Annotated in this window: 13 protein-coding genes; 7 read left to right on the top strand and 6 right to left on the bottom strand. The window is 57.8% G+C overall.

The genetic code is table 11. The features are described 5' to 3' along the window. Nucleotide 1: 1 nt before the first annotated feature. The 5 genes from J4E63_RS24005 to J4E63_RS24025 are packed head-to-tail and all read right to left on the bottom strand — an operon-like array spanning nucleotide 2 to nucleotide 4645. Entirely contained in the window at nucleotides 2-973 is a 972-nt protein-coding gene (locus tag J4E63_RS24005) for an ABC transporter ATP-binding protein (protein WP_207283552.1), read from the bottom strand. After that, the gene (locus J4E63_RS24010) at nucleotides 970-1956 is read right to left on the bottom strand and encodes an ABC transporter ATP-binding protein (protein ID WP_207283553.1); all 987 of its coding nucleotides are present in this window, start codon (nucleotides 1954-1956) and stop codon (nucleotides 970-972) included. The genes J4E63_RS24005 and J4E63_RS24010 overlap by 4 nt, the downstream gene beginning before the upstream one ends. Beyond that, complete coding sequence (locus tag J4E63_RS24015; protein ID WP_103308583.1) at nucleotides 1953-2810, bottom strand: ABC transporter permease; 858 nt, start codon at nucleotides 2808-2810, stop codon at nucleotides 1953-1955. The genes J4E63_RS24010 and J4E63_RS24015 overlap by 4 nt, the downstream gene beginning before the upstream one ends. Beyond that, on the bottom strand, nucleotides 2807-3754 hold the full coding sequence (locus tag J4E63_RS24020; RefSeq protein ID WP_060739260.1) for an ABC transporter permease: 948 nt from the start codon (nucleotides 3752-3754) through the stop codon (nucleotides 2807-2809). Before J4E63_RS24020 ends, J4E63_RS24015 begins: the two co-directional genes overlap by 4 nt. Nucleotides 3755-3757: 3 nt before the next feature. Continuing rightward, complete coding sequence (locus J4E63_RS24025; RefSeq protein ID WP_192262930.1) at nucleotides 3758-4645, bottom strand: proline iminopeptidase-family hydrolase; 888 nt, start codon at nucleotides 4643-4645, stop codon at nucleotides 3758-3760. 165 nt (nucleotides 4646-4810) lie between these two features. On the opposite strand from J4E63_RS24025, the gene J4E63_RS24030 reads away from it, so the two are divergent. From J4E63_RS24030 to J4E63_RS24050, 5 genes are all read left to right on the top strand, one after another. Further along, the gene (locus J4E63_RS24030; protein WP_192262932.1) at nucleotides 4811-5572 is read left to right on the top strand and encodes a LuxR family transcriptional regulator; all 762 of its coding nucleotides are present in this window, start codon (nucleotides 4811-4813) and stop codon (nucleotides 5570-5572) included. 90 nt (nucleotides 5573-5662) lie between these two features. Further along, nucleotides 5663-6562, top strand: a complete 900-nt coding sequence (locus J4E63_RS24035; RefSeq protein WP_207283554.1) for a proline iminopeptidase-family hydrolase — start codon at nucleotides 5663-5665, stop codon at nucleotides 6560-6562. A gap of 235 nt (nucleotides 6563-6797) precedes the next feature. Continuing rightward, nucleotides 6798-8504, top strand: coding sequence for a ShlB/FhaC/HecB family hemolysin secretion/activation protein (locus J4E63_RS24040; protein ID WP_207283555.1), 1707 nt, complete (start codon nucleotides 6798-6800; stop codon nucleotides 8502-8504). A 23-nt stretch (nucleotides 8505-8527) separates the two neighbouring features. After that, a complete protein-coding gene (locus J4E63_RS24045; RefSeq protein WP_207283556.1) occupies nucleotides 8528-16267 on the top strand; it encodes a DUF637 domain-containing protein in 7740 nt (2579 codons plus the stop codon). Between the two features lie 8 nt (nucleotides 16268-16275). Beyond that, the gene (locus J4E63_RS24050; protein WP_192262938.1) at nucleotides 16276-16914 is read left to right on the top strand and encodes a hypothetical protein; all 639 of its coding nucleotides are present in this window, start codon (nucleotides 16276-16278) and stop codon (nucleotides 16912-16914) included. Nucleotides 16915-16973: 59 nt separating this feature from the next. On the opposite strand, the gene J4E63_RS24055 is transcribed toward J4E63_RS24050, so the two are convergent. Continuing rightward, nucleotides 16974-18359 carry an IS4 family transposase gene (locus J4E63_RS24055; protein WP_207281278.1) on the bottom strand — a complete coding sequence of 462 codons (1386 nt, stop codon included), beginning with the start codon at nucleotides 18357-18359 and terminating at the stop codon, nucleotides 16974-16976. A gap of 246 nt (nucleotides 18360-18605) precedes the next feature. Here J4E63_RS24055 and J4E63_RS24060 point away from each other — a divergent pair, with 246 nt between their 5' ends. Together J4E63_RS24060 and J4E63_RS24065 are read left to right on the top strand one after the other, a co-directional pair. Further along, nucleotides 18606-18929 carry a hypothetical protein gene (locus tag J4E63_RS24060; protein WP_259334187.1) on the top strand — a complete coding sequence of 108 codons (324 nt, stop codon included), beginning with the start codon at nucleotides 18606-18608 and terminating at the stop codon, nucleotides 18927-18929. A 127-nt stretch (nucleotides 18930-19056) separates the two neighbouring features. Then, nucleotides 19057-19500, top strand: coding sequence for a hypothetical protein (locus tag J4E63_RS24065; protein ID WP_207283557.1), 444 nt, complete (start codon nucleotides 19057-19059; stop codon nucleotides 19498-19500). Nucleotides 19501-19556 lie beyond the last annotated feature (56 nt).

Consider the following 19556-nt stretch of genomic DNA (forward strand, 5'->3'; position numbering starts at 1 on the left):
TTTAGAGCAATGGCTCTCCGAGCACACAGCTATAACGATGTCCATTGATGTCATGGCTGGGGGGCGGCGTTTTCGCGCAGATGGGTTGTGCATACCGGCAGCGCGGGTGAAAAACGCAGCCGGATGGAAGGTTCAGGGGGCTGGGTGGCTCGCCAGGCAGGGGGGCGCTCAGCAACGGTCGAGTCGGGTCGATGTGTGGAATGGACTGGATCAGCGCGACGGTATAAGGATGCCGCGGGCTGCTGAACACGGCCTCCGTGGGGCCTTGCTCGACGATCTCGCCGAGGTACATCACGGCGACCCGATCACAGAGCCGCCGAACGATCGCCAGGTCGTGAGCGATGAACAGAATCGCCAGGTTCATGCGCTGCCGCAGCTCCAGCAGCAGGTTGATGATCTGTCCCTGGATGGAAACGTCCAGCGCGGCCACGCATTCATCGGCGATGATCAACCGTGGCTCGATGGCCAGTGCCCGAGCGATCCCCACACGTTGGCATTGACCGCCACTCAACGAACCCGGTTTGCGGTGGGCCAGCTCCGGTCGCAGGCCGACCAGGTTCAGCAGTTCATCGACCCGCTGGCGAATCAGCGATGCAGGAATCGCACAGCGCACTCGCAGCACTTCAGCCAGGGTGTCGCCAATGCTCATCCGTGGATTGAGGGCGGTATAAGGATCCTGGAAAATCATCGCGGTTTCGTGGCGCAGTCGCTCGATGTCGATCCGCTTGCCTTGAGCCATATCCACGCCATCGAACAGGATTTGTCCGGCGCTGATCTCAGTGAGGCGCAAGATGGCCCGACCCAGGGTGCTCTTGCCGCTGCCCGACTCCCCCACCAACCCAAGCACCTCTCCGGCGGCCAGACTCAGCGACACTCCGTTGACGGCTTTCACCCATTGCCTGTTGATTCCGAACGGACCACTGCCAGGGGTGGCGAAGCGCACCTGCAGATCTTTCACGTGCAACAGGGTCATGACGAAGCTCCCACAGGCAGCGGGTAATGGCAGGCGACTCGGTGTGCCTCTGTCGTGACTTGCATCTGTGGCAACAGCCGCGTGCACTGGCTGCCCTGTTGAAGGCAGCGAGGATTGAAGCGGCAACCGGTGGGCAGCGCATCCAGCAGAGGAGGCTGGCCGGCGATGGTTTTGAGCATGGCATGGCCGGCGCTGGTAGCCGGTTGGCAGTCGATCAGGGCCGCCGTATAGGGATGTCGTGGGTGAGCCAGCAGATCAAGCTTGTTGCCGTGCTCGCAGAGCCGACCGGCGTACATCACCGCGATGGAATCACAAGTCTGGGCGACGATCCCCAGGTCGTGGGTGATCATGATGATTGACAGCCCACGTTGGTCGCGCAAATCCAGGAGCAGGCGCAGGATCTGTGCCTGTACCGTGACATCCAGGGCAGTGGTCGGCTCATCGGCGATCAGCACCTGGGGGTTGCAACCCAATGCCACGGCGATCATGGCGCGTTGACGCATGCCACCGGAAAACTCATGGGGATAACTGTCGACCCGCGTTAGCGGATCGGGAATGCCCACCTGGCGTAACACATCAATGGCCTTCGCCCGTGCTTCACGCTTGGACGCCCCCTGATGCAGGCGTATGCCCTCGCCGATCTGTTCGCCAATACGCATCAACGGGTCAAGATGACTGCCGGGATTCTGAAAAATCATCCCTAGCTGCCGACCCCGTATGCTTCGCATGTCGGCTTCATCCAGTGTCAGCAGGTCCTTGCCGGCAAGGCGCACGGCCTTGCCTTGGACCCGCAGGTTTGCAGAGGGCAGCAAGCGCATCAAGGCCCGGCAGGCCATCGTCTTGCCTGAGCCGCTTTCACCCACCAGACCGAGGATTTCGCCTTCGGCCAAGTCAAATGACACGCGATCCACCAGCGTGACCTCGTCCTCACCGTGGCCGGCGATCACGCTGAGGTCCTCGACGTGCAACACCGGTGTGCTCATGGGCGTTCTCCGAGGTGCTCGGCGACACCGTCGGCCAGCAGACTGAAGCCCATGGCCAAGGTGACGATCGCCAGTCCCGGGAAGGTGCAGATCCACCAGGCGTTAGTGATGAAACTCTGGCCCTCGGCGACCATCGTGCCCCACTCGGCGGTGGGTGGCTGAACCCCCAGGCCGAGATAGCTGACCGCCGCCCCATTGAGCAGCACCAGCACCGCGTCGGACATGGAAAACACGATCGAGCCGAACATGGCATTGGGCAACAGGTGCCGGAACAGTATGCGTCCATGGCCGAAGCCCAGGCTTTTGGCCGCCAAGGCGAAATCGCTTTGCTTGAGCACCAGGATCTGAGAACGGATCAGTCGTGCATAGGACACCCAGCCCACCAGGGCCATCGCAATATAAAAGCTGCTCAGGCCGGGGCCGAGGATGGCCATGATTGCCAACATCAGCACCAGGAAGGGGAAGGCCAGGATAATATCGATCAGGCGCATGCAGATCGTGTCGAACCGGCCACCGATATAGCCGGCCAAGGCGCCGACGCAAGTGCCGATCAAGAACGGGAAAACCACTCCGATCACGGAAATCTGCAAGTCGATGCGCGCACCCCAGATCACTCGGGAAAGAACGTCGCGACCGAAATTGTCCGTGCCGAACGGATGGGCCAGGCTCGGCCCCAGCAGGCGAATATCGGTGTTCTGGGCAATCGGATCGAAGGGTGCGACCCAGGGTGCCAAGAGTGCGAGCAACAGCCAGCCAAACAGAATCGCCAGGCCTAGCACGGTGGCCAGGCGACCGTTGCGCAAGCCGAAACGCAGCGCAAGACGCCAGGCGGGATTGAGGGTCTGGCCGCTCATCGCATGTTCACCCGCGGATCAATCATCACGGTCAGCACATCGGCGAGGAAATTGACCGTGACGGTGGCGAGGGCCAGCACCATGGCCACGCCTTGGACCACCATGTAGTCGCGGGTAAAGATGCCGCGTACCAGCAATTGACCGATGCCGGGAATGGCAAACAGACTTTCGATGACCACCGTGCCGCTGATCAACCAGCCGATATTTACCGCCAGCAGGTTGACCGCCGGTACCAGGGAGTTGGGCAGCACATGCCGGCGAAATATCGCCCGCTCGGACAAGCCCCGGGCCCGTGCGGCGGTGGCATGATCGGCTTGTAGCTCCATGAGCATGCTGGCGCGCAGATTGCGCACCAGAACGGCGGAGAGTGCCAAGGCAATGGTCAGGCACGGCAAAACCATGTGATGCAGTTTGTCCCACCCTGTACGTCCATAGCCTGAGACCGGGAACAGTCCCAACTGCACACTGAGCAGCAGGATCAACATGATGCCTAGCCAGAACGCCGGCATGCCGAGCCCTGCCGTGGTGAACAGGCGAATCAGATGATCCTGCCAACCGCTCTTGTTGCGTGCCGCTACCGTGGCCAGTGGCACGGCAATCAGCAGCGCCAGCAGTACGCTGCCGAGCACCAGGAACAGGGTTGGTTCAATGCGGGTACTGATCAGCTGCAAGGCATCGACTTTGTAGAGCAGCGATTGGCCGAGATCGCCTTTGAGCAGGTTCTTGAGAAAGTAGAAGTACTGCATCCACAAGGGCTGGTCGAGACCGTACTGGGCACGAATCCTGATCAGCGCCTCCGGCGTGCTGCGCGAGCCCAGCAGCGCCCTGGCGGGGTCCCCGGGGATCGAGCGCACGAGCACGAAGGTGATCATGCTGATGCCAAACAGCACCGGCAATAGCTGTAGCGGGCGCGACAGTATGAAACGGTAGCGCGCCAGGTTCATGGGCTAGTTCCGATGGCGGTGCAGAAAGTCCAGCAGGACTGGGAAGTAGGCTTGGGGCTCTTCGTAGAACGGCATGTGGCTGCTGTTGGGGAACACATTCAGTTGTACATCCTTGAGCGCCATTTTCATGCGCATCGCACAGGCTGGCGTCAGTTCATCATGTTGACCGGTGGTGATCAGCACAGGCATTTCGAAGCCGGCCATCTGCTCGATGCGATTCCAGTCCTTGAGATTGCCGGTATAGAGAAATTCGTTGGGGCCCTGCATGGTCATGTAAGGCCCCATGTTCCAGTCGCCCAGGGAACGTGTCACCGGTGCTGGCCACTCGTCCAGACGGCAGACATGGCGATAGTTGAGCAGGGTGATGGCCGCCTGGTATTGCGGATGATCCAGGGTGCCCAAGGCTTCATGGCGCTGCATCATCGCGACGGTCTCACTGCCCAGGGCAGCCCGCAGACGCTCCAGTTCCAGGGACAGATGAGGAATATCGCCGGCGGTATTTTCCAGGATCAGGGTTTTCAGCGATTGAGGGTGATGAATGGCGTACTCGATCGCCAGCCAGCCACCCCAGGAGTGCCCCAGCAGGTGCACTTTGCCCAGGTCGAGGGCTTGGCGGACGGTCTCTACCTCCGCCACATAGCGGGTGATGTCCCACAGGGATTCGTCAGTAGGCCTGGCCGAGGCGCCGGTACCCAACTGATCGAAAGCGATGACCCGCAAGCCCTTTTCCTTGAGCCAGCCATGGCTGTCACGCAGATAATCGCAAGGCAATCCCGGCCCGCCATTGAGGCACAACAGCACGTCGTCGCCGTCGCCAAAGCCATAGGCCACCAGACGATGACCATCGACTTCCACGTCGTACCGCTGGTCTGGCTCGATCTCACGCCACATCATTGCTCTCCTGCTCAGGTGCGCCCGTTGGCTAAACCTTACCGAGGAAGCTACGCGCCCATAAGCTAGCAATTCTTATAGGTTTGATCTCTGGCATTCCCTCGCTCAGGCGTGGCATTCTACTTGCACGATTTCAGGATTGAAATTAATAAGGGAGCTGAATGGATGCAGGCCAAGCTGTCTGACTTCAATACTCGTCTTTTGTCTGGCAGGAGCCTGGACGAACAGATGGATAACACCCTGGGGATGGTCCAGGCGTTAGGCTTTGATGCCTTGGTGTACGACTACAGCCCGGTGCCGCTGGATCATGATGGGGCACTGATCACCCCGACTGTGCTGAAGTTGCGCAATACCCCCCGTGATTGGCACTCGCTCTGGTGTGAAGAAGGTTATTACCAGATCGACCCCGTCCAGCATCTGGCAATCAATGCCATATCTCCTTTTGTCTGGTCCTATCGACCGGAGGCCGACACAGTGCTGCAGCCGTTCATCGGCCAGAGTCATGCACCGGTCGTGAGCTACCTGCAGGATTCGCGCATGACCTGTGGCGTGACGGTGCCGATGCATTTGCCCAAAGGTGGCTTTGCGACATTGACCGGGCTGCGCACCGATACGAAGGGGAGCACCCTGCAGGATGTGCGGCAAACGCTGGGCGACTTCAGTCTGATTTCCCATGCCCTGCAAGAGGCGGCTTTTCCGCTGCTCGGCAAGGAAGCCCGCGCATGCCCGGTTCGCCTGACCAAACGCGAGCGTGAGTGCTTGAGATTAGCCGCTGAAGGGTTGACGGCGGCGGACATCGCCAGGCAACTGAATCGTTCCTTGGCCACCATCACCCTCCACCTGACTTCTGCAATGCACAAGCTTGGCGCCAGGAATCGGGTCCAGGCCGTGGTCAGGGCGGTGCACTATCGGTTGCTCGATAGCTGAAATCGGGTAAAAACCTATCTGTTTCTCTAGTTATTCCGCCGTCCAGTCCCCGGTATCGTGTTCCGCAGTATTTCTAGGGAGCGGCACGAAATGGATCTTCCCGTAACGCACGAAGGCTTTGCGCCTTTTGGTCCGTATCAGACCTGGTATCGCATCACTGGCGACTTCAGCAGTGGCCGTACGCCGCTGCTGATCCTGCATGGCGGCCCGGGCTGTACACACGATTATGTCGATGCCTTCAAGGATGTTGCCAACAGTGGCTATCCGGTGATTCATTACGACCAACTGGGCAATGGGCGTTCCACCCATCTTCCGGAAAAAGCTCCCTCGTTCTGGAACGTGGCGCTCTTTCTCGATGAGTTGGAGAACCTGCTGGATCATCTGGGCATTCGCGACAATTACGCACTGTTGGGGCAATCCTGGGGCGGCATGTTGGCCAGCGAACATGCGGTGCTCCAGCCCGCGGGCTTGCGCGCGTTGATTGTCGCCAACTCCCCGGCGGACATGTCCACGTGGCTCCTTGAAGTCAATCGCTTGCGCCAGCTTCTACCCATAGAGGTGCAGCAAACACTGCTCAAGCACGAGCGGGCTGGAACCTTGACGTCTACCGAGTATTTTGAGGCCGCTCGGGTTTTCTACGACCGTCATGTCTGCCGTGTCACGCCCTGGCCCGATGAAGTCGCCCGTACCTTTGCCCAGATCGATGCCGATCCTACCGTTTATCACGCCATGAATGGCCCCACCGAATTCCATGTGATCGGCAGCATGAAGGATTGGTCCATCACCGATCGCTTGCCTCGGATCAGCGTGCCGACCCTGCTGATTTCAGGCCGATACGATGAAGCGACGCCGTTGGTGGTCAAACCCTATGTGGATCATGTTCCCGACATTCGCTGGGCGTTGTTCGAACACTCCAGCCATATGCCCCATATCGAGGAGCGGATGGCTTGCATGGGAACCGTGGTGAGTTTCCTGGATGAGTGTCTGTAGGCGTCTGCGCAATCCGAGCAGTCGTTTTGTGTAGTGTTTTTCGACGCGTCCTGTGAGACGCGTCTCTTTTTTGAATGGAAAATTCCCGCTCTCTTGAACCGAAAGCGATATGCAGGGTCTGGTGTGCGCGTGGTTTTGCGCATCAGCAACGTGGGTGTTTCATGGGGGTAAGCCGGCATTCGGCTCTTCGTCCGCTCACGAGCTTGCTGTCATTTTCTGCATCGAGGGATCGAACATGTTCTCACCCGCCCTGTGGGCGAGGTCGTGCCTGGCTTTGCTGTGCCTGTCTCCGCTAACACTTGCTTATGCTGCGCCAACCCCCGGTGACACGGACCTGATTCGTGAGCGCCAGGACCGTCTGCTCGAAGAGCAGCGTCGGCGTCTGGAAGAGCTCAAGGACCTGCCCGGCAAGGACGCGAAGCCGGCCCAGCCCACTGCACCTGCCGATACCCGTTGCTTCCCGATCAAGACCATCGAGCTCAAGGGCGCCGATGCGTTGTCCGAGGGCGAGCGCCAACGCCTGCTCAAACCTTTCCTCGACCAGTGCCTGGGCGTGCCGCAGCTTAACCAGTTGCTCAAGGTCATTACCGACCACTACCTGGAGAAGGGCCTGGTCACCAGTCGCGCCTATTTGCCGCAACAGGACCTGTCCAGCGGTCACCTGCAAGTGTTGGTCGTCGAGGGCCGCCTGGAAGGCCTGAAAGGTGCCGAGAACAGTCAGTTGTCGGATCGTGAGTTGGCGATGGCGTTTCCCGGCAAAACCGGCGATCTGCTCAACCTGCGGGAGATGGAGCAGATGGTCGATCAACTGAACCGTTTGCCGTCCAACCGTGCGCAAATGGAGCTGACCCCCGGGCAAAACATCGGAGGCAGCGAAGTGCGGGTCAACAACACCCCGCAGAAACCCTGGCGCGCCGGCCTGTCACGGCATAACGATGGGCAGAAAAGCACCGGCGAGCAGCAATGGGGCGCTTCCCTGGATTGGGACAGCCCATTGGGCCTGGCTGACCAACTGGCCTTGCGCGGCGGCCACGATGCCGTCAGCGACCATCAGAAAACCTCACGCAATGGCATGCTCTATTACAACCTGCCGTTTGGCTGGTGGAACCTGAGCTACACCTACAGCGAGAGCGAGTACCGGGCGCTGGGCCAGGCCAACGGCTTCAATTTCAAGCAGAGTGGCGACAGCCAGAACCATCAGGTGCGCCTGGAGCGAGTGGTCCATCGCGATGCCGTGAGCAAGACTTCACTCAACACCGGCCTTTCGTACCTGCGCACCAACAACTTCATCGAAGACAGCAAGCTTGCCGAAAGCAGCAATCGCATCAGCGAGGCGCAGTTCGGCATCAACCATGGCCGGCGGATCGGCAATGCCTTCGTCAACCTCGACCTGGGCCTGCAACAAGGTATCGGCGCTCTCGATGCCCAGGGCGATCATGAGCCGGGGCCTGGGCTGCCGGACGCGCGTTATCGCAAGTACACCGCCACCCTCAGCTATTTGCAGCCTTTCATGCTGGGGGGCGAGTCCTTCAGCTTCAGCAGCCTGATGACCGGCCAGCGCAGCGAGGACGTGCTGTTCAGTCCCCAGCGCATGAGCCTGGGCGGCCTGTCGTCGGTTCGCGGCTACAAGGACCAGACGCTGTCCGGCGACAGCGGCGGCTACTGGCGCAACGACCTGCGCTGGAGCCGCCCGGTGACCACGGAGTGGCTGCGTCCGGTGTTTGCCGAATATGGCACCAGCCTCGGTTATGACCAGGGCGTGATTCGCGGTAATCGCTACAACGGTAGCGAGCACGGGCGCATGTCGAGCAACTCGCTGGAGCTGTTCGCCCGCGGTGAGCACCTGAACGCCAGCGTCACCTTCGCCCATTCCCTGGAACGTCCGGATGCCCTGACCGAGCGCGAAGCGCCGATCTACTTCCGCTTGGATGTATCTATTTAACGCTGCTGTAACGAGACCTGATCATGGACGACCGCCAACACGCCTTCCTGGCCCGCCAGCCTTCTGCTGCCCTGAAAACCCGCGACGCCTTCTGGGGCATGCCCAAGCGTGGCCTGGCGTTCCTGCTGGCCAACGTCATGTTCTGGCAACCGATGTGGGCCCAGGCCGACGGCATCGTGGTCAGCGCCCCGGGCACCAGCCTCGGCCAGGCCGGCAACGGCGTGCCGGTGGTCAACATCGCCAAGCCCAACGGCAGCGGGCTGTCTCACAACCAGTTCAAGGACTACAACGTCGGCAGCAACGGCGTGATCCTCAACAACGCCACCAACCCGGCCCAGGCCACGCAACTGGGCGGGATCATCCTCGGCAACCCGAACCTCCAGGGCACGGCCGCCACCACCATCCTCAACGAAGTCAACGGCGGCAACCCCAGCCAACTGCGCGGCTACACCGAAGTGGCGGGGCAGTCGGCCCACGTCATCGTCGCCAACCCTTATGGCATCAGCTGTAACGGCTGCGGTTTCATCAATACCCCAAAGGCGACCCTGACCACGGGCAAGCCGATCATCGAAAACGGCCAGGTGGGTCGCTATCAGGTGGACCAGGGCAGCGTCGCCATCGAAGGCGCAGGCCTGAACGCGAACAACGTCGACCGCTTCGAAATCATCACCCGCAGCGCCAGGATCAACGCTGAGATTCAGGCGAAAAACCTGACCATCGTGGCCGGGCGCAATGACGTCAATGCAGGCACCCTGAATGCCACCGCCCGCGCCGACGACGGCAGTGCCAAACCTGAATTGGCCATCGATTCCTCGGCCTTGGGTGGTATGTACGCCGGGGCGATCAAGCTGGTGGGTACCGAGGCCGGAGTCGGGGTGAAGCTGGACGGCAAGATGGTCGCCAGTGGGGGGGATATTCAGCTGGATGCCAATGGGCATTTGAGTTTGGCGCAGACCACGGCGGCAGGCGCCTTCGAGATCAAGGCTCAGAGCCTGGATGCCCAAGGGACGATCTATGCCGGCAGCCGTGTCCAGGCGACGACCCAGGGCACCCTCAGCAACCAACAAGCCATCGCCGCGCGCGAGAATGTCACGCTGACCACTGACGGCCAGCTCAACAACCTTGGCATCATCGAAGCGGGTGTCAACGTCGATAACACCCGCAACCAGATTGGCGACGTGGTGCTGACCGCGGCGAATATCGACAACCGCGGGCAGAGCGTCATCGCCAGTCGCGACCTGAAAGTTACGACCACGCAGACCCTCGACAATCGCGGCGGCACTTTTTCCGCCGGCAAGACCCTGACGCTCGACAGCAAGGCCATCGACAACCGTGCCGGCACGCTGGTTAGCCAAGGCAAAATTCAAGCGCTGGCCACTGGAACGTTGGATAACCGTGATAAAGGGATCATCGCCAGCGACGGTGAGCAGACCCTGGTCGCCGGGACGCTAAAAAACAGCGCAGGCGTCATCAGCAGTAACAACCTCCTGAAGCTCGAAGCGAAAACCTTGGATAACAGCGGCGGCAAAATTGCGTCCGACGCTGCACTAACCCTTGGGGGCGGCAATGCTGAAAATAACGGAGGTCAAATCACCAGCCAGGGTGATCTCGTTGCGACCCTGAAAAGCTTCAATCAACAGAACGGCAAGTTGGTTAGCCAGGGGCAATTGACCCTGACCGCAGACAGCATCCGCAACAGCGACGATGGCTATATCGCCTCGGTCAAGGCCATGAGCCTGACGGCTCACCAACAACTGTTCAATACCGGCAAGGCGATTATCAGCACCGAGCAGGGACTGACGATCAGCGGTGGTGCTGTCGATAACGCCAATGGCAGTCTGCTCAGCCAGGGAGACCTGATAGTCGATATCACTGGCGATCTCGTCAACCAGGATGGCAGTGTCATCACCCAGGCCGGGAATGTGGATGTCGAGGCGAGCAGCCTCGATAACCGTGGTGGGGTCTTGGCAAGTGTCGATGGCTGGCTGAAAACCACCCTCGACAAGGTCCTGAACAACGGCAAGTCGCTCACCTTAGGCGGCGATGCCGGATTGATCCAGGCGCAGTCCGTCAAAGTCGGTGCAGAGCAAGCAGTGCTCAACAATGGCGGGCAGGTGTCGGCCTTGTCCGGGACCGCTGAAATCACTACTGCCACACTCGAAAACCGCAGCGGCGCAGTGCTTGCCAAACAGGCCCTGACGGTACGTGCCCATGACTTGGATAACAGCGGCGGACGGGTTGCGGCGGACACTATCGATTTCGGTCTTACCGGCGCACTGACCAACCAGGACGGCTTGGTGGAGGGCGCCAATGGCCTGCTGATCGGCGCCGCGTCGATTGACAACCAGGGCGGCAAGTTGCGGTCTGTAGGCAAGTTGGGTACCGCGACCCTCACGGTTGACCAACTGCTGGACAACCAGAGCGGCGTCATTGAAGCGGCCACCCAGGACCTGTCCTTGCAGATGGCAGGCTTCAAGAATGCTGGCGGCAACGTTCGTCATGTGGGCACCGGCACTTTAGCTGTGGACCTCGCCAGGTTCAGCAACATCGGCGGCAGCCTGATGACCTCGGGCACCCTGGCTGTCGACGCGGCGCGTTGGGACAACAGCTCGGATATCCAAGCCAATGTCCTGAACCTGAAGGTGGGCCAGCTCAATCAGACCAGCACCGGCAAGTTGATCGCGGTGCGAAGCTTGCTGGCCACGGGCGGTACCTGGAACAACGCGGGTACCATCAGCAGCGACGCTGATTTGGATCTGCAACTGACCGGCGCTTATGTCGGTACCGAAAACAGCCGTGTCAGTGGTGTCAATAAATTCGATTTGAGCGCCGCCAGCCTCGACCTATCCAGCGGTTCGCGCCTGGCTGGCGGTGGCGCTACCACCGTCACCAGTCTCGGTGCATTGAACAATGCCGGACGGATCACCGGCGGCGGCAAGTTCTCCCTCGCCGCCACGAGCCTGGTCAATACAGGCACGCTGGGTGGCGCCGACACCGTCGAACTGGTTGCCAACGAGGCCCGTAACGATCGCGGCCTGATCTTCAGCGGCGCGGACATGGCCCTGCGTTTCAACCGCTTCACCAACTATCGCGCGGACGTCTACAGCCTGGGGGCACTTAATGTCGCGGCACGAGATGGCGTCGCTCGCAGCGTGCTGCTGGAGAACATCTCCGGCACCCTGGAGTCGGCAAAGGACATGTCGCTGCGCAGCGACACCCTGATCAATCGCAAGGACGTCTTTACCACCACCGATGAGCTGGTGTCAGGCTCCATCAGTGTCAAATGCTATGACTGCGGCGGCGATTATCACAACGTCGACTACATAGCCAATGAAACGTACCAGAGCGTAGTGCTTGAAGACTCGGCCAGTGCCACCCTGATGAGTGGGGCGAAGCTGACCGTTGATGGCTCTGCGGTGACCAACCAATACAGCGTGATGGCCTCGGCTGCCGACCTGCAGATCACGGCAGACAATTTTGCCAACATTGGCGCCGCTTCCGGCACCAGCGTCAGAACGCGGACCTGGAACACCGGCAGGGTCACCGACGGAACCGACGAGCGTTTCCGGGGCAGGTTCATCGTCCCCTACAACGCCCAGGGCAACCCGAAACAAGTCCCCGTCGACGCGCTCAACAGCTTCCGTCAGGTCGGTGATATCACCATCGTTACGCCAGGGGAGTCGCTGGCACCGGCGGTTGTTCAGTCGGGCGGCAACATCAGCATCCAGGCTACGCAGCAGTTGGCGAACAGCAGTGTCGTGCAGTTCCAGGCACCCCTGGCGGGTACGGCAAAATCAGCGGCAACCGAGGTTGCCAACGCCGCACAGCCAGCGGTTGTGGTGCTCAACCCGCAGCTGCCGCCTGATCTGGCCCAACAACAAGTCAACCCGACCACCATGCCCGGGTTCACCCTGCCGACGGGCGAAAATGGCTTGTTCCGTGTCGTCGACAGCGCGGCCGCAGCGCAAGACAGCCACGACCAGAGCCGGGCCACTGTGCAGGGCTCGGATGCAAGCCGGGTTATCACCGGCCCCAAATATCTGATTGAAACCAACCCTGCGCTGACCGACCTCAAGCAGTTCATGAGCTCGGACTACCTGTTGGGCAATCTGGGTTATGACCCCGACACCAGCTGGAAGCGCCTGGGCGATGGCTTGTACGAGCAACGCCTGATTCAGCAAGCGGTGCTGGCCCGCACTGGGCAGCGTTTCATTGCCGGACAGAGCAGCGATGAAGGCATGTTCAAGTACCTGATGAACAACGCCATCGCCAGCAAGGATGTTCTGGACCTGGCCGTTGGCGTGACCCTGACTTCGCAGCAAGTCGCCGCACTGACCCACGATATCGTCTGGATGGAAGATCAGGTCGTCAATGGTCAACATGTCTTGGTGCCGGTGCTCTACCTGGCACAGGCCAACAACCGGCTGACGGCCGATGGTGCGCTGATCCAGGGCAAGAACCTCACTCTGATTGCGGGCACCGACCTGAAGAACGCCGGGACGCTGCGTGCCAGCGAGAACCTCTCGGCGGCGGCAGGGAACAATCTGCTCAACACGCGCCTGGCCGAGGCGGGCGAGCGGCTCAAGCTGGTCGCCGGCAAAGACCTGGTCAACATGCAAGGCGGCATCCTCAAGGGCAAGGATGTCGAGCTGTCGACGTTGACCGGTGACATCCGCAATGACCGGACCATTACCACGATCGAGAACAGTGGCAACGGTTTCAGTTCGAAAACCTCGGTGGTCGACAATGCGGCGCGCATCGAGGCTGGCAACAACGTCAGCGTTCAGGCAGCCGGCGATCTATTGAACGTGGGCGGCGCCATTACGGCGGGCAATGACGTTGATTTGCGCGCAGGAAAAGACATCGTCATCTCCGCGGCCCGCGAAGAAAGCGGCTCGATGCGTAAGGACAAACGTCACTTCTGGGAACAGAGCCAGACCGTACAGCATGCCAGTGAAGTGCAGGCAGGCGGCGACCTGAATGCCACTGCTGGCAACAACCTGACCGTGGTCGCCAGCCATCTCGGGGCCAAAGGCGACATCAACCTGAGCGGCAACGATGTCGCCCTGATCTCGGCGGCTAACCAGGACTCCAGCGAATACCGCTACAAGCGCAGCGGCAAGAAGATCAACAAGGAAGAAGACCATGTCTCGCAGCAGGCGACCACGCTCACGGCTGGAGGTGATGTAAGGGTTGGTGCACGCAATGATCTGTTGATGGTTGCGAGCAAGATTGCGGCGGGTAATGAAGCCTACTTGGTGGCGGGTAAGCAGTTGAGTCTGCTGGCTGAGCAGAATCGTGATTACTCGCTGTATGACATGAAAAAGAAGGGCGGTTGGGGCAGTTTGAAGATGCGGCGCGATGAGGTGACACAAATCACCCATGTCGGCAGCCAGATCCAGACGGGAGGCAACCTGGTGCTCAAGAGTGGCGATGACCAGCGCTACCAAGTCGCCAAGCTGCAAAGTGGAAAGGATCTGATACTGGACAGTGGCGGCGCCATCTTCTTCGAAGGCGTAAAGGATCTGCACGACGAAAGCCATACCAAGACCAATAACAATGCGTTCTGGAACTCCGCCAAGGGCAAGGGTAATACCGATGAAACCTTGCGTCAGACGCAGATGGTGGCGGCGGGCAATATCACCATCAAGGCAGTCGAAGGCCTGAAGATCGATATCAAGCACGTCGATCAGCAAACGGTTAGCCAGACCATCGACGCGATGGTAAAAGCCGATCCGCAACTGGCTTGGATCAAGGAAGCCGAGCGGCGCGGTGACGTCGACTGGCGGCAAGTGAAGGAAATCCACGAGTCCTTCAAATACAACACGTCGGGCTTGGGGCCGGCTTCGCAGTTGATCATTGCCATTGCCCTCGCGGCCGTGATGGGGCCGATGATGGCTGGCATGAATACCATGCTTCAGGCTGGAGCCATCAGTGTCGCGACCAAGGCGACGGTCAGCACCATCGATAACCGGGGCAATCTCGGCGCGATTGCCAAGGACGTTACTTCCAAGGACAGCCTGAAAGGGTATGCCGTCTCGATGGCTACGGCCGGGGTTACACAAGGGCTTGGTTATGACGCCAGCACGGTTGGGTTCAACGCCGAGAGCGTGAGGACGGTGGCTACGAAAGTGGCCGCGGATGCTGCGATTAAAACAGCCGTGTACGGGGGCAGCTTCAAAGATAATTTTGCAACTTCATTGGTCGGAACGGCGGCAAGCATTGGGGGCGCATACGGCGCAGGAAAAATAGGTGACCTACCGCTAACCGAAGGTGGCCTGGAGAAAATTCTCCTTCATTCGGCCTTGGGCGGATTGATGGCTGAAGTCATGGGAGGAGACTTCCGTACAGGGGCAATAGCGGGCGGGGCAAACGAGGTTCTGATCGGCTTGCTGGGGGATACGCTACTGCCCTCGCATCTGGAACCTGGTACAGCTGAATACGTTCGGGCTCAAGAGAATCTGGTCGCACTTTCGAAGGTCGTCGGCGTACTTGGCGCCGCAGCCTCGAATGGGGATCTCGAAGTTGCGGCGCAAGTGGCTGAAAATGGCACGCGTTACAACTTCTTGGGCAATCACTCCCAAGCAGAGCGAGACAGAGCTCTCAAGGAGTATGAGGAAACCAAGAGCCTGGATGCCGCCAAAAAAATGATGGTGCTCCAAGGCGCAGACCAACGTAGCGATGGGCTGTTGGAGCGTTTTCACACCGATCCCAAGTCACTGTCGTCCTCAGAAAAAACCGAGTTGGCCGCCTACCTTCAGGTGTACGGCTATGAGCAAAGCCTCAAGTATGGGAACGAGGCAGCTCAGACCAGCATCGACAACTTGCTTAAGAACGGACCGGTTCCTTATCGGGATTACCCGTTTGCAGGTGGTACTACACAGGAGCGAATTGCTTACGCCGATGGCTTGAGAGCTCAGGATGGTGTGTCGGTTGCCAATATCTTTTGGTCCAGAGACCAGAGCTCCAGCGAAATGTTGTATCGCGATGCTCAAGGTTACCTGCGCATCAATCGCGAAATGCAGGCGATGAGTGACGTGGGGTCACCAGCTCTCTATTTTCTCACCGGTAATCTCGGCACTACGATTCGGGTCGCCGCTGCGGCCAATGGTGTACTCCAGGCAGGCCACGGCGCGGGCCAAGTCTACGACGGTGATACATGGAATGGCATCGGCAATATCGTCGTTGGAGCCATGAATGCTGCGAGCCTTGGGATTCCAAAGATCGGCTCTTCGGGAAGAAGCAGTACAAGCGTAGGTGCCAAAACTCCAAGTGACCCTGTAGTAGTGCGCAGCGACAATGATTTTTCTTTAGCTGTAGGAGGAAATGGGAAACCAAAGGCATACATCGATGAGAATGGCGATTTGGTACCTCCTAACCTTGAGGGGACGGGCAGCATTCAAACACATGTGCGTGGAGGCGGTTCTGAAAATTCTCCGTACATCTCTGTAACCGACCCGAGGGTATCATCGAACCCTAAAGACTATGGCACTCAAAAAATAGAAATTGACGTGAAGCGATTGCAGGAAGATATCGATTCTGGTGTATTGCCAGACACCAAATTTTTGAGCAATCGTGAGGTCACCGCCGAGCTGCAGGCTAGGGTAAATGCCGCGAGGGATAAATTTATGAATAATCCCTCTCCGAAAAATGAGACCTCATTGAACAGGGCAGAGGCAGACTTGGTAAACGTAAAGCGTGATGGTGAGTGCTTGATAAAGGGCTGTGTACCGGCCGGCTATATCAAATTTATCCAGAAATAGGATTTATGATGGATCGGAAAACTAACGAACTGCTCAATGGCATCCCGGAACAAGCAGATTATGCCGCTGAAGCAGGAGAGCTGGATCCTGAGGATATTCCGCAGGAGAGAATGAGTGCTGTGCTGGGTTTACTTATCAACTCAGATGATGAGGCGGTGCGCTTCCAAGCTGCGAAGTTGTTGACTAGTTGGGGGGTCGTTGAAGGCCTGCTTGCTTTAGAGGAAAGTATGGAAAGGCCTGCGTTCATCAAGGATTTTTATATTCATAGATTGCATGGGTACGATGATACTTATCGTCAGATCCTGATGGCTATAACTATGTATTTTGCCAACATGGCTGGTAGGGGGGAAAGGGACGTGGCGAGGGCTCAAGTCTTCCTACCTTTATCTAAAATTATAGAGTTTGCAGGTGATGAGCCCTTTGAAATATCCGATGCCCTTGCCTTTGTGAAGCGTGAAAGGTATCTGGAATATATTCCGCTTTTTAAGAAGTATCTCAGGTCGATAATTGATCATCCGGAAATACATCGGTGGAAAATTTACGATGCTATTGAGTTTTTAATGGAGTTTGAGCCTGACTTTGTTATGTCTCTGCTGAAAGAGAAAAATAAAACCATTGAAGATTTTTCACTAACACTGCAGCGGTGAAGTAAGAGAGGTGTCGGTATTCGAAAAGGGACCGAAAAGGGGACAGATTTGAATGGCACTTACTTAACCTTCTTCGGGTGTCCATTCTTCCTGACCTCGCCCCTTGCTGATCGACGTGTTTTCATCAGCATGGGGTAAGGCTTGGGTCTTCGTTTTATGGCTCGCGGCTCAATTCTGCCTGGACGCCTACCGACGCGCTTCTGGGCAATCAGCTCAAGCAGATTGAGCATCTTGTCCTCTTGCTCTTGAGCCCCGTACTGCCTCAACGCAAGGCACAGCTGAAGGCTATGCTTGAAGCTCAGTTCGCGAGGCAGGCAGTCGACTAACAGAGCTGATTGCGTCATGAGCATCCGTATCAGGTTGTGCGCCAACAAGTAAATCCATAACTCTTTGACGGCCATATCCGGCGTCTTGCAGCTCAGTGCTTCAAGCCCCAGCGTAGTCTTGAGGTTGCGCAGATCCAACTCCACATGCCATCGATCCTTGAACAGGGATTTGAGGGACGCTTTGGGCACTTGCTGCGGGCAACTCAAAGTGGTGACCAGGATTTTCCCTCCGGCCTTCAACTCACGTACCGTCAGCGTTTCAGGTGCCCTTTCGTAATAGGCCTGACTCATCCAGGACGGCTTTGCCTTTGGTTTTTTCAGTTCAACCAAATGATCTTCCGACCCCAAGGACCTCCCCAACTGAAAGTCCGTGCTACGCCGTCGAGCGCCATATTGTTCGAACACCCCGTCCACGCCTCGATGCTGCAGTTCACACAGTAAAAAGTAGGTGGCGTAGTAGGCATCGCCCAGCACAATGTCACCTCGCTCCAAGGTATCAAGCATGGTTCTGAGTAACGTCTGTTCATCGCCTCCTTTACCGCGAAAACGTCCCAACGAGGCGTCCAAAACAGCACCGCTGGCGAGGCAAACAATCCCCACTAAACGGCAGATGGGAAAGCCCAGTCCGGCCTTCTGCCCACGAGATTGCGGGTAGGCCTCTTGGTTGGCCGGCGTATCCGGCAGGGTCACCGTAGTGCCATCCACGAGACGAACGGGTCGCCCCATCCAACGCCACGATGACGGACCCCGGTTGCTCATTGATGACCCCGTGGAGCGCAACAAGGTTGAAACCATCTCCACCGGCAACCGCGCTCTGGCTTTACAGTAGGCACCGGTATGAACGCTGTTGGGTTTCAAACCCTCGCAGGAGCGTTTGATGGATAAATCATTCACGGCATTCTGGCAGGACCGATCGGCGCTCATTGCCTGGGACAAAAACATGGACAGCGTTTCGGTCGGGGGAAATAGCCGCTGGCGATGCTTGGGTATCGACGACTCGACACCCCGCAATAACTCAGGATCGGAGAGCAGCTTGAAGAAAGCATGAGCATTGCTGTTCGTGGCGTGCTGGCGCATACGGTGCTGTTGATGTCGGACGATTTGGCGTCTACGATTCACTCGGGCTGTGTCCTTGCTTGATCGGTGTGTGTTCGCAACTATCACCGTAGACCAAGGCCAGCCTTTTTTCATTTTTTCGCAGTCGTATCAGCTAGTTAGCTGTTAAGTAAGTGCCATTCGGGACAGATTTATTTTATGAGGTTAGGGCTTGCTCGGTGTTCTAAAATAAATCTGTCCCCTTTCTTTGGCATACATACGAATATGGTCCTGGTTATGGATCCAAGGGGAAGGAGACGAGGATAAACGATGATTAAAGTGTCGGAGTTGAATGAGTTGCTTGTTGCTCACAACTGCTTGCATGCCCTTAGCATTCAGTTGAATGACGATGGGTTGGCCTATGATTTATTTCTATCGATTTCAACCTCTGAAAAGGCAGAGGCTGATGTCGTGCGTATCAGATTCATTGATATTAGTCAATTTGCGTCCCGTGACTTTGGCGGTGGGTTGACTCAGCTAATGCATATGAGCGTGAGTAAGCTGGATTCTGGGTTTGACAGAATGCGTTATCAATTGAGCGATCTTGAGGATAAAAAAATATCATTTTATTTCTCGTCATTCTTAGTGGATTAGATGGCGCAATAAAAGGAGATGGATTTGTTTTTAAGGTTGCAGAGAAAGTAGGCCTCTTGGTTTGTTTGGTGTTCTAAACAACGGTCCTATTTTTTCTACCTTTTCTATGTGCCTTGGAGGGCTGTTGATGCGGCACGATGTTGTTTTGCGCTTTATAGCGATGATTTTTTTCTGTTTCACAATGACAGGATGTATCCATTACGAGCATAAAAGCGCAGAAGGAAAACCCTCGGACGAAATTGCGATAATTCGGCAGTTCGACAAGAGTTTGTCTATAGACAAAATCGATGACGATACATCGTTGTATTGGCTAGCCCGTCAAACCGAGTATCGACTCGGGGCAGGAAGGCATAAACTTTCCGTTCAGTACGCCATTGGAACCGAATACACACGCCCAATTGAAATGACCGTGGATTTGGTCGGTGGCCGTACCTATGGGCTTTATGGTGTTTCTTCGATGAAGTGGTGGTACTACGAAGTTCGCGATGTCGAGACAGGGCGTTCTGCGAAAGTTATAGAGCCAGCTGTTACGACGACGCCTTCTGGCTCAGCCGGGCAGGCGGTCCAATAGTTTCATTGTGGCAAGGGAGCAAGCTCCCTCGCCACAGTAGTCAGATTGCTGATCCC

The organism is Pseudomonas sp. FW300-N2F2, from assembly GCF_017351655.1.
In the GTDB taxonomy this organism is placed as follows: Bacteria; Pseudomonadota; Gammaproteobacteria; order Pseudomonadales; family Pseudomonadaceae; genus Aquipseudomonas; species Aquipseudomonas fluorescens_AA.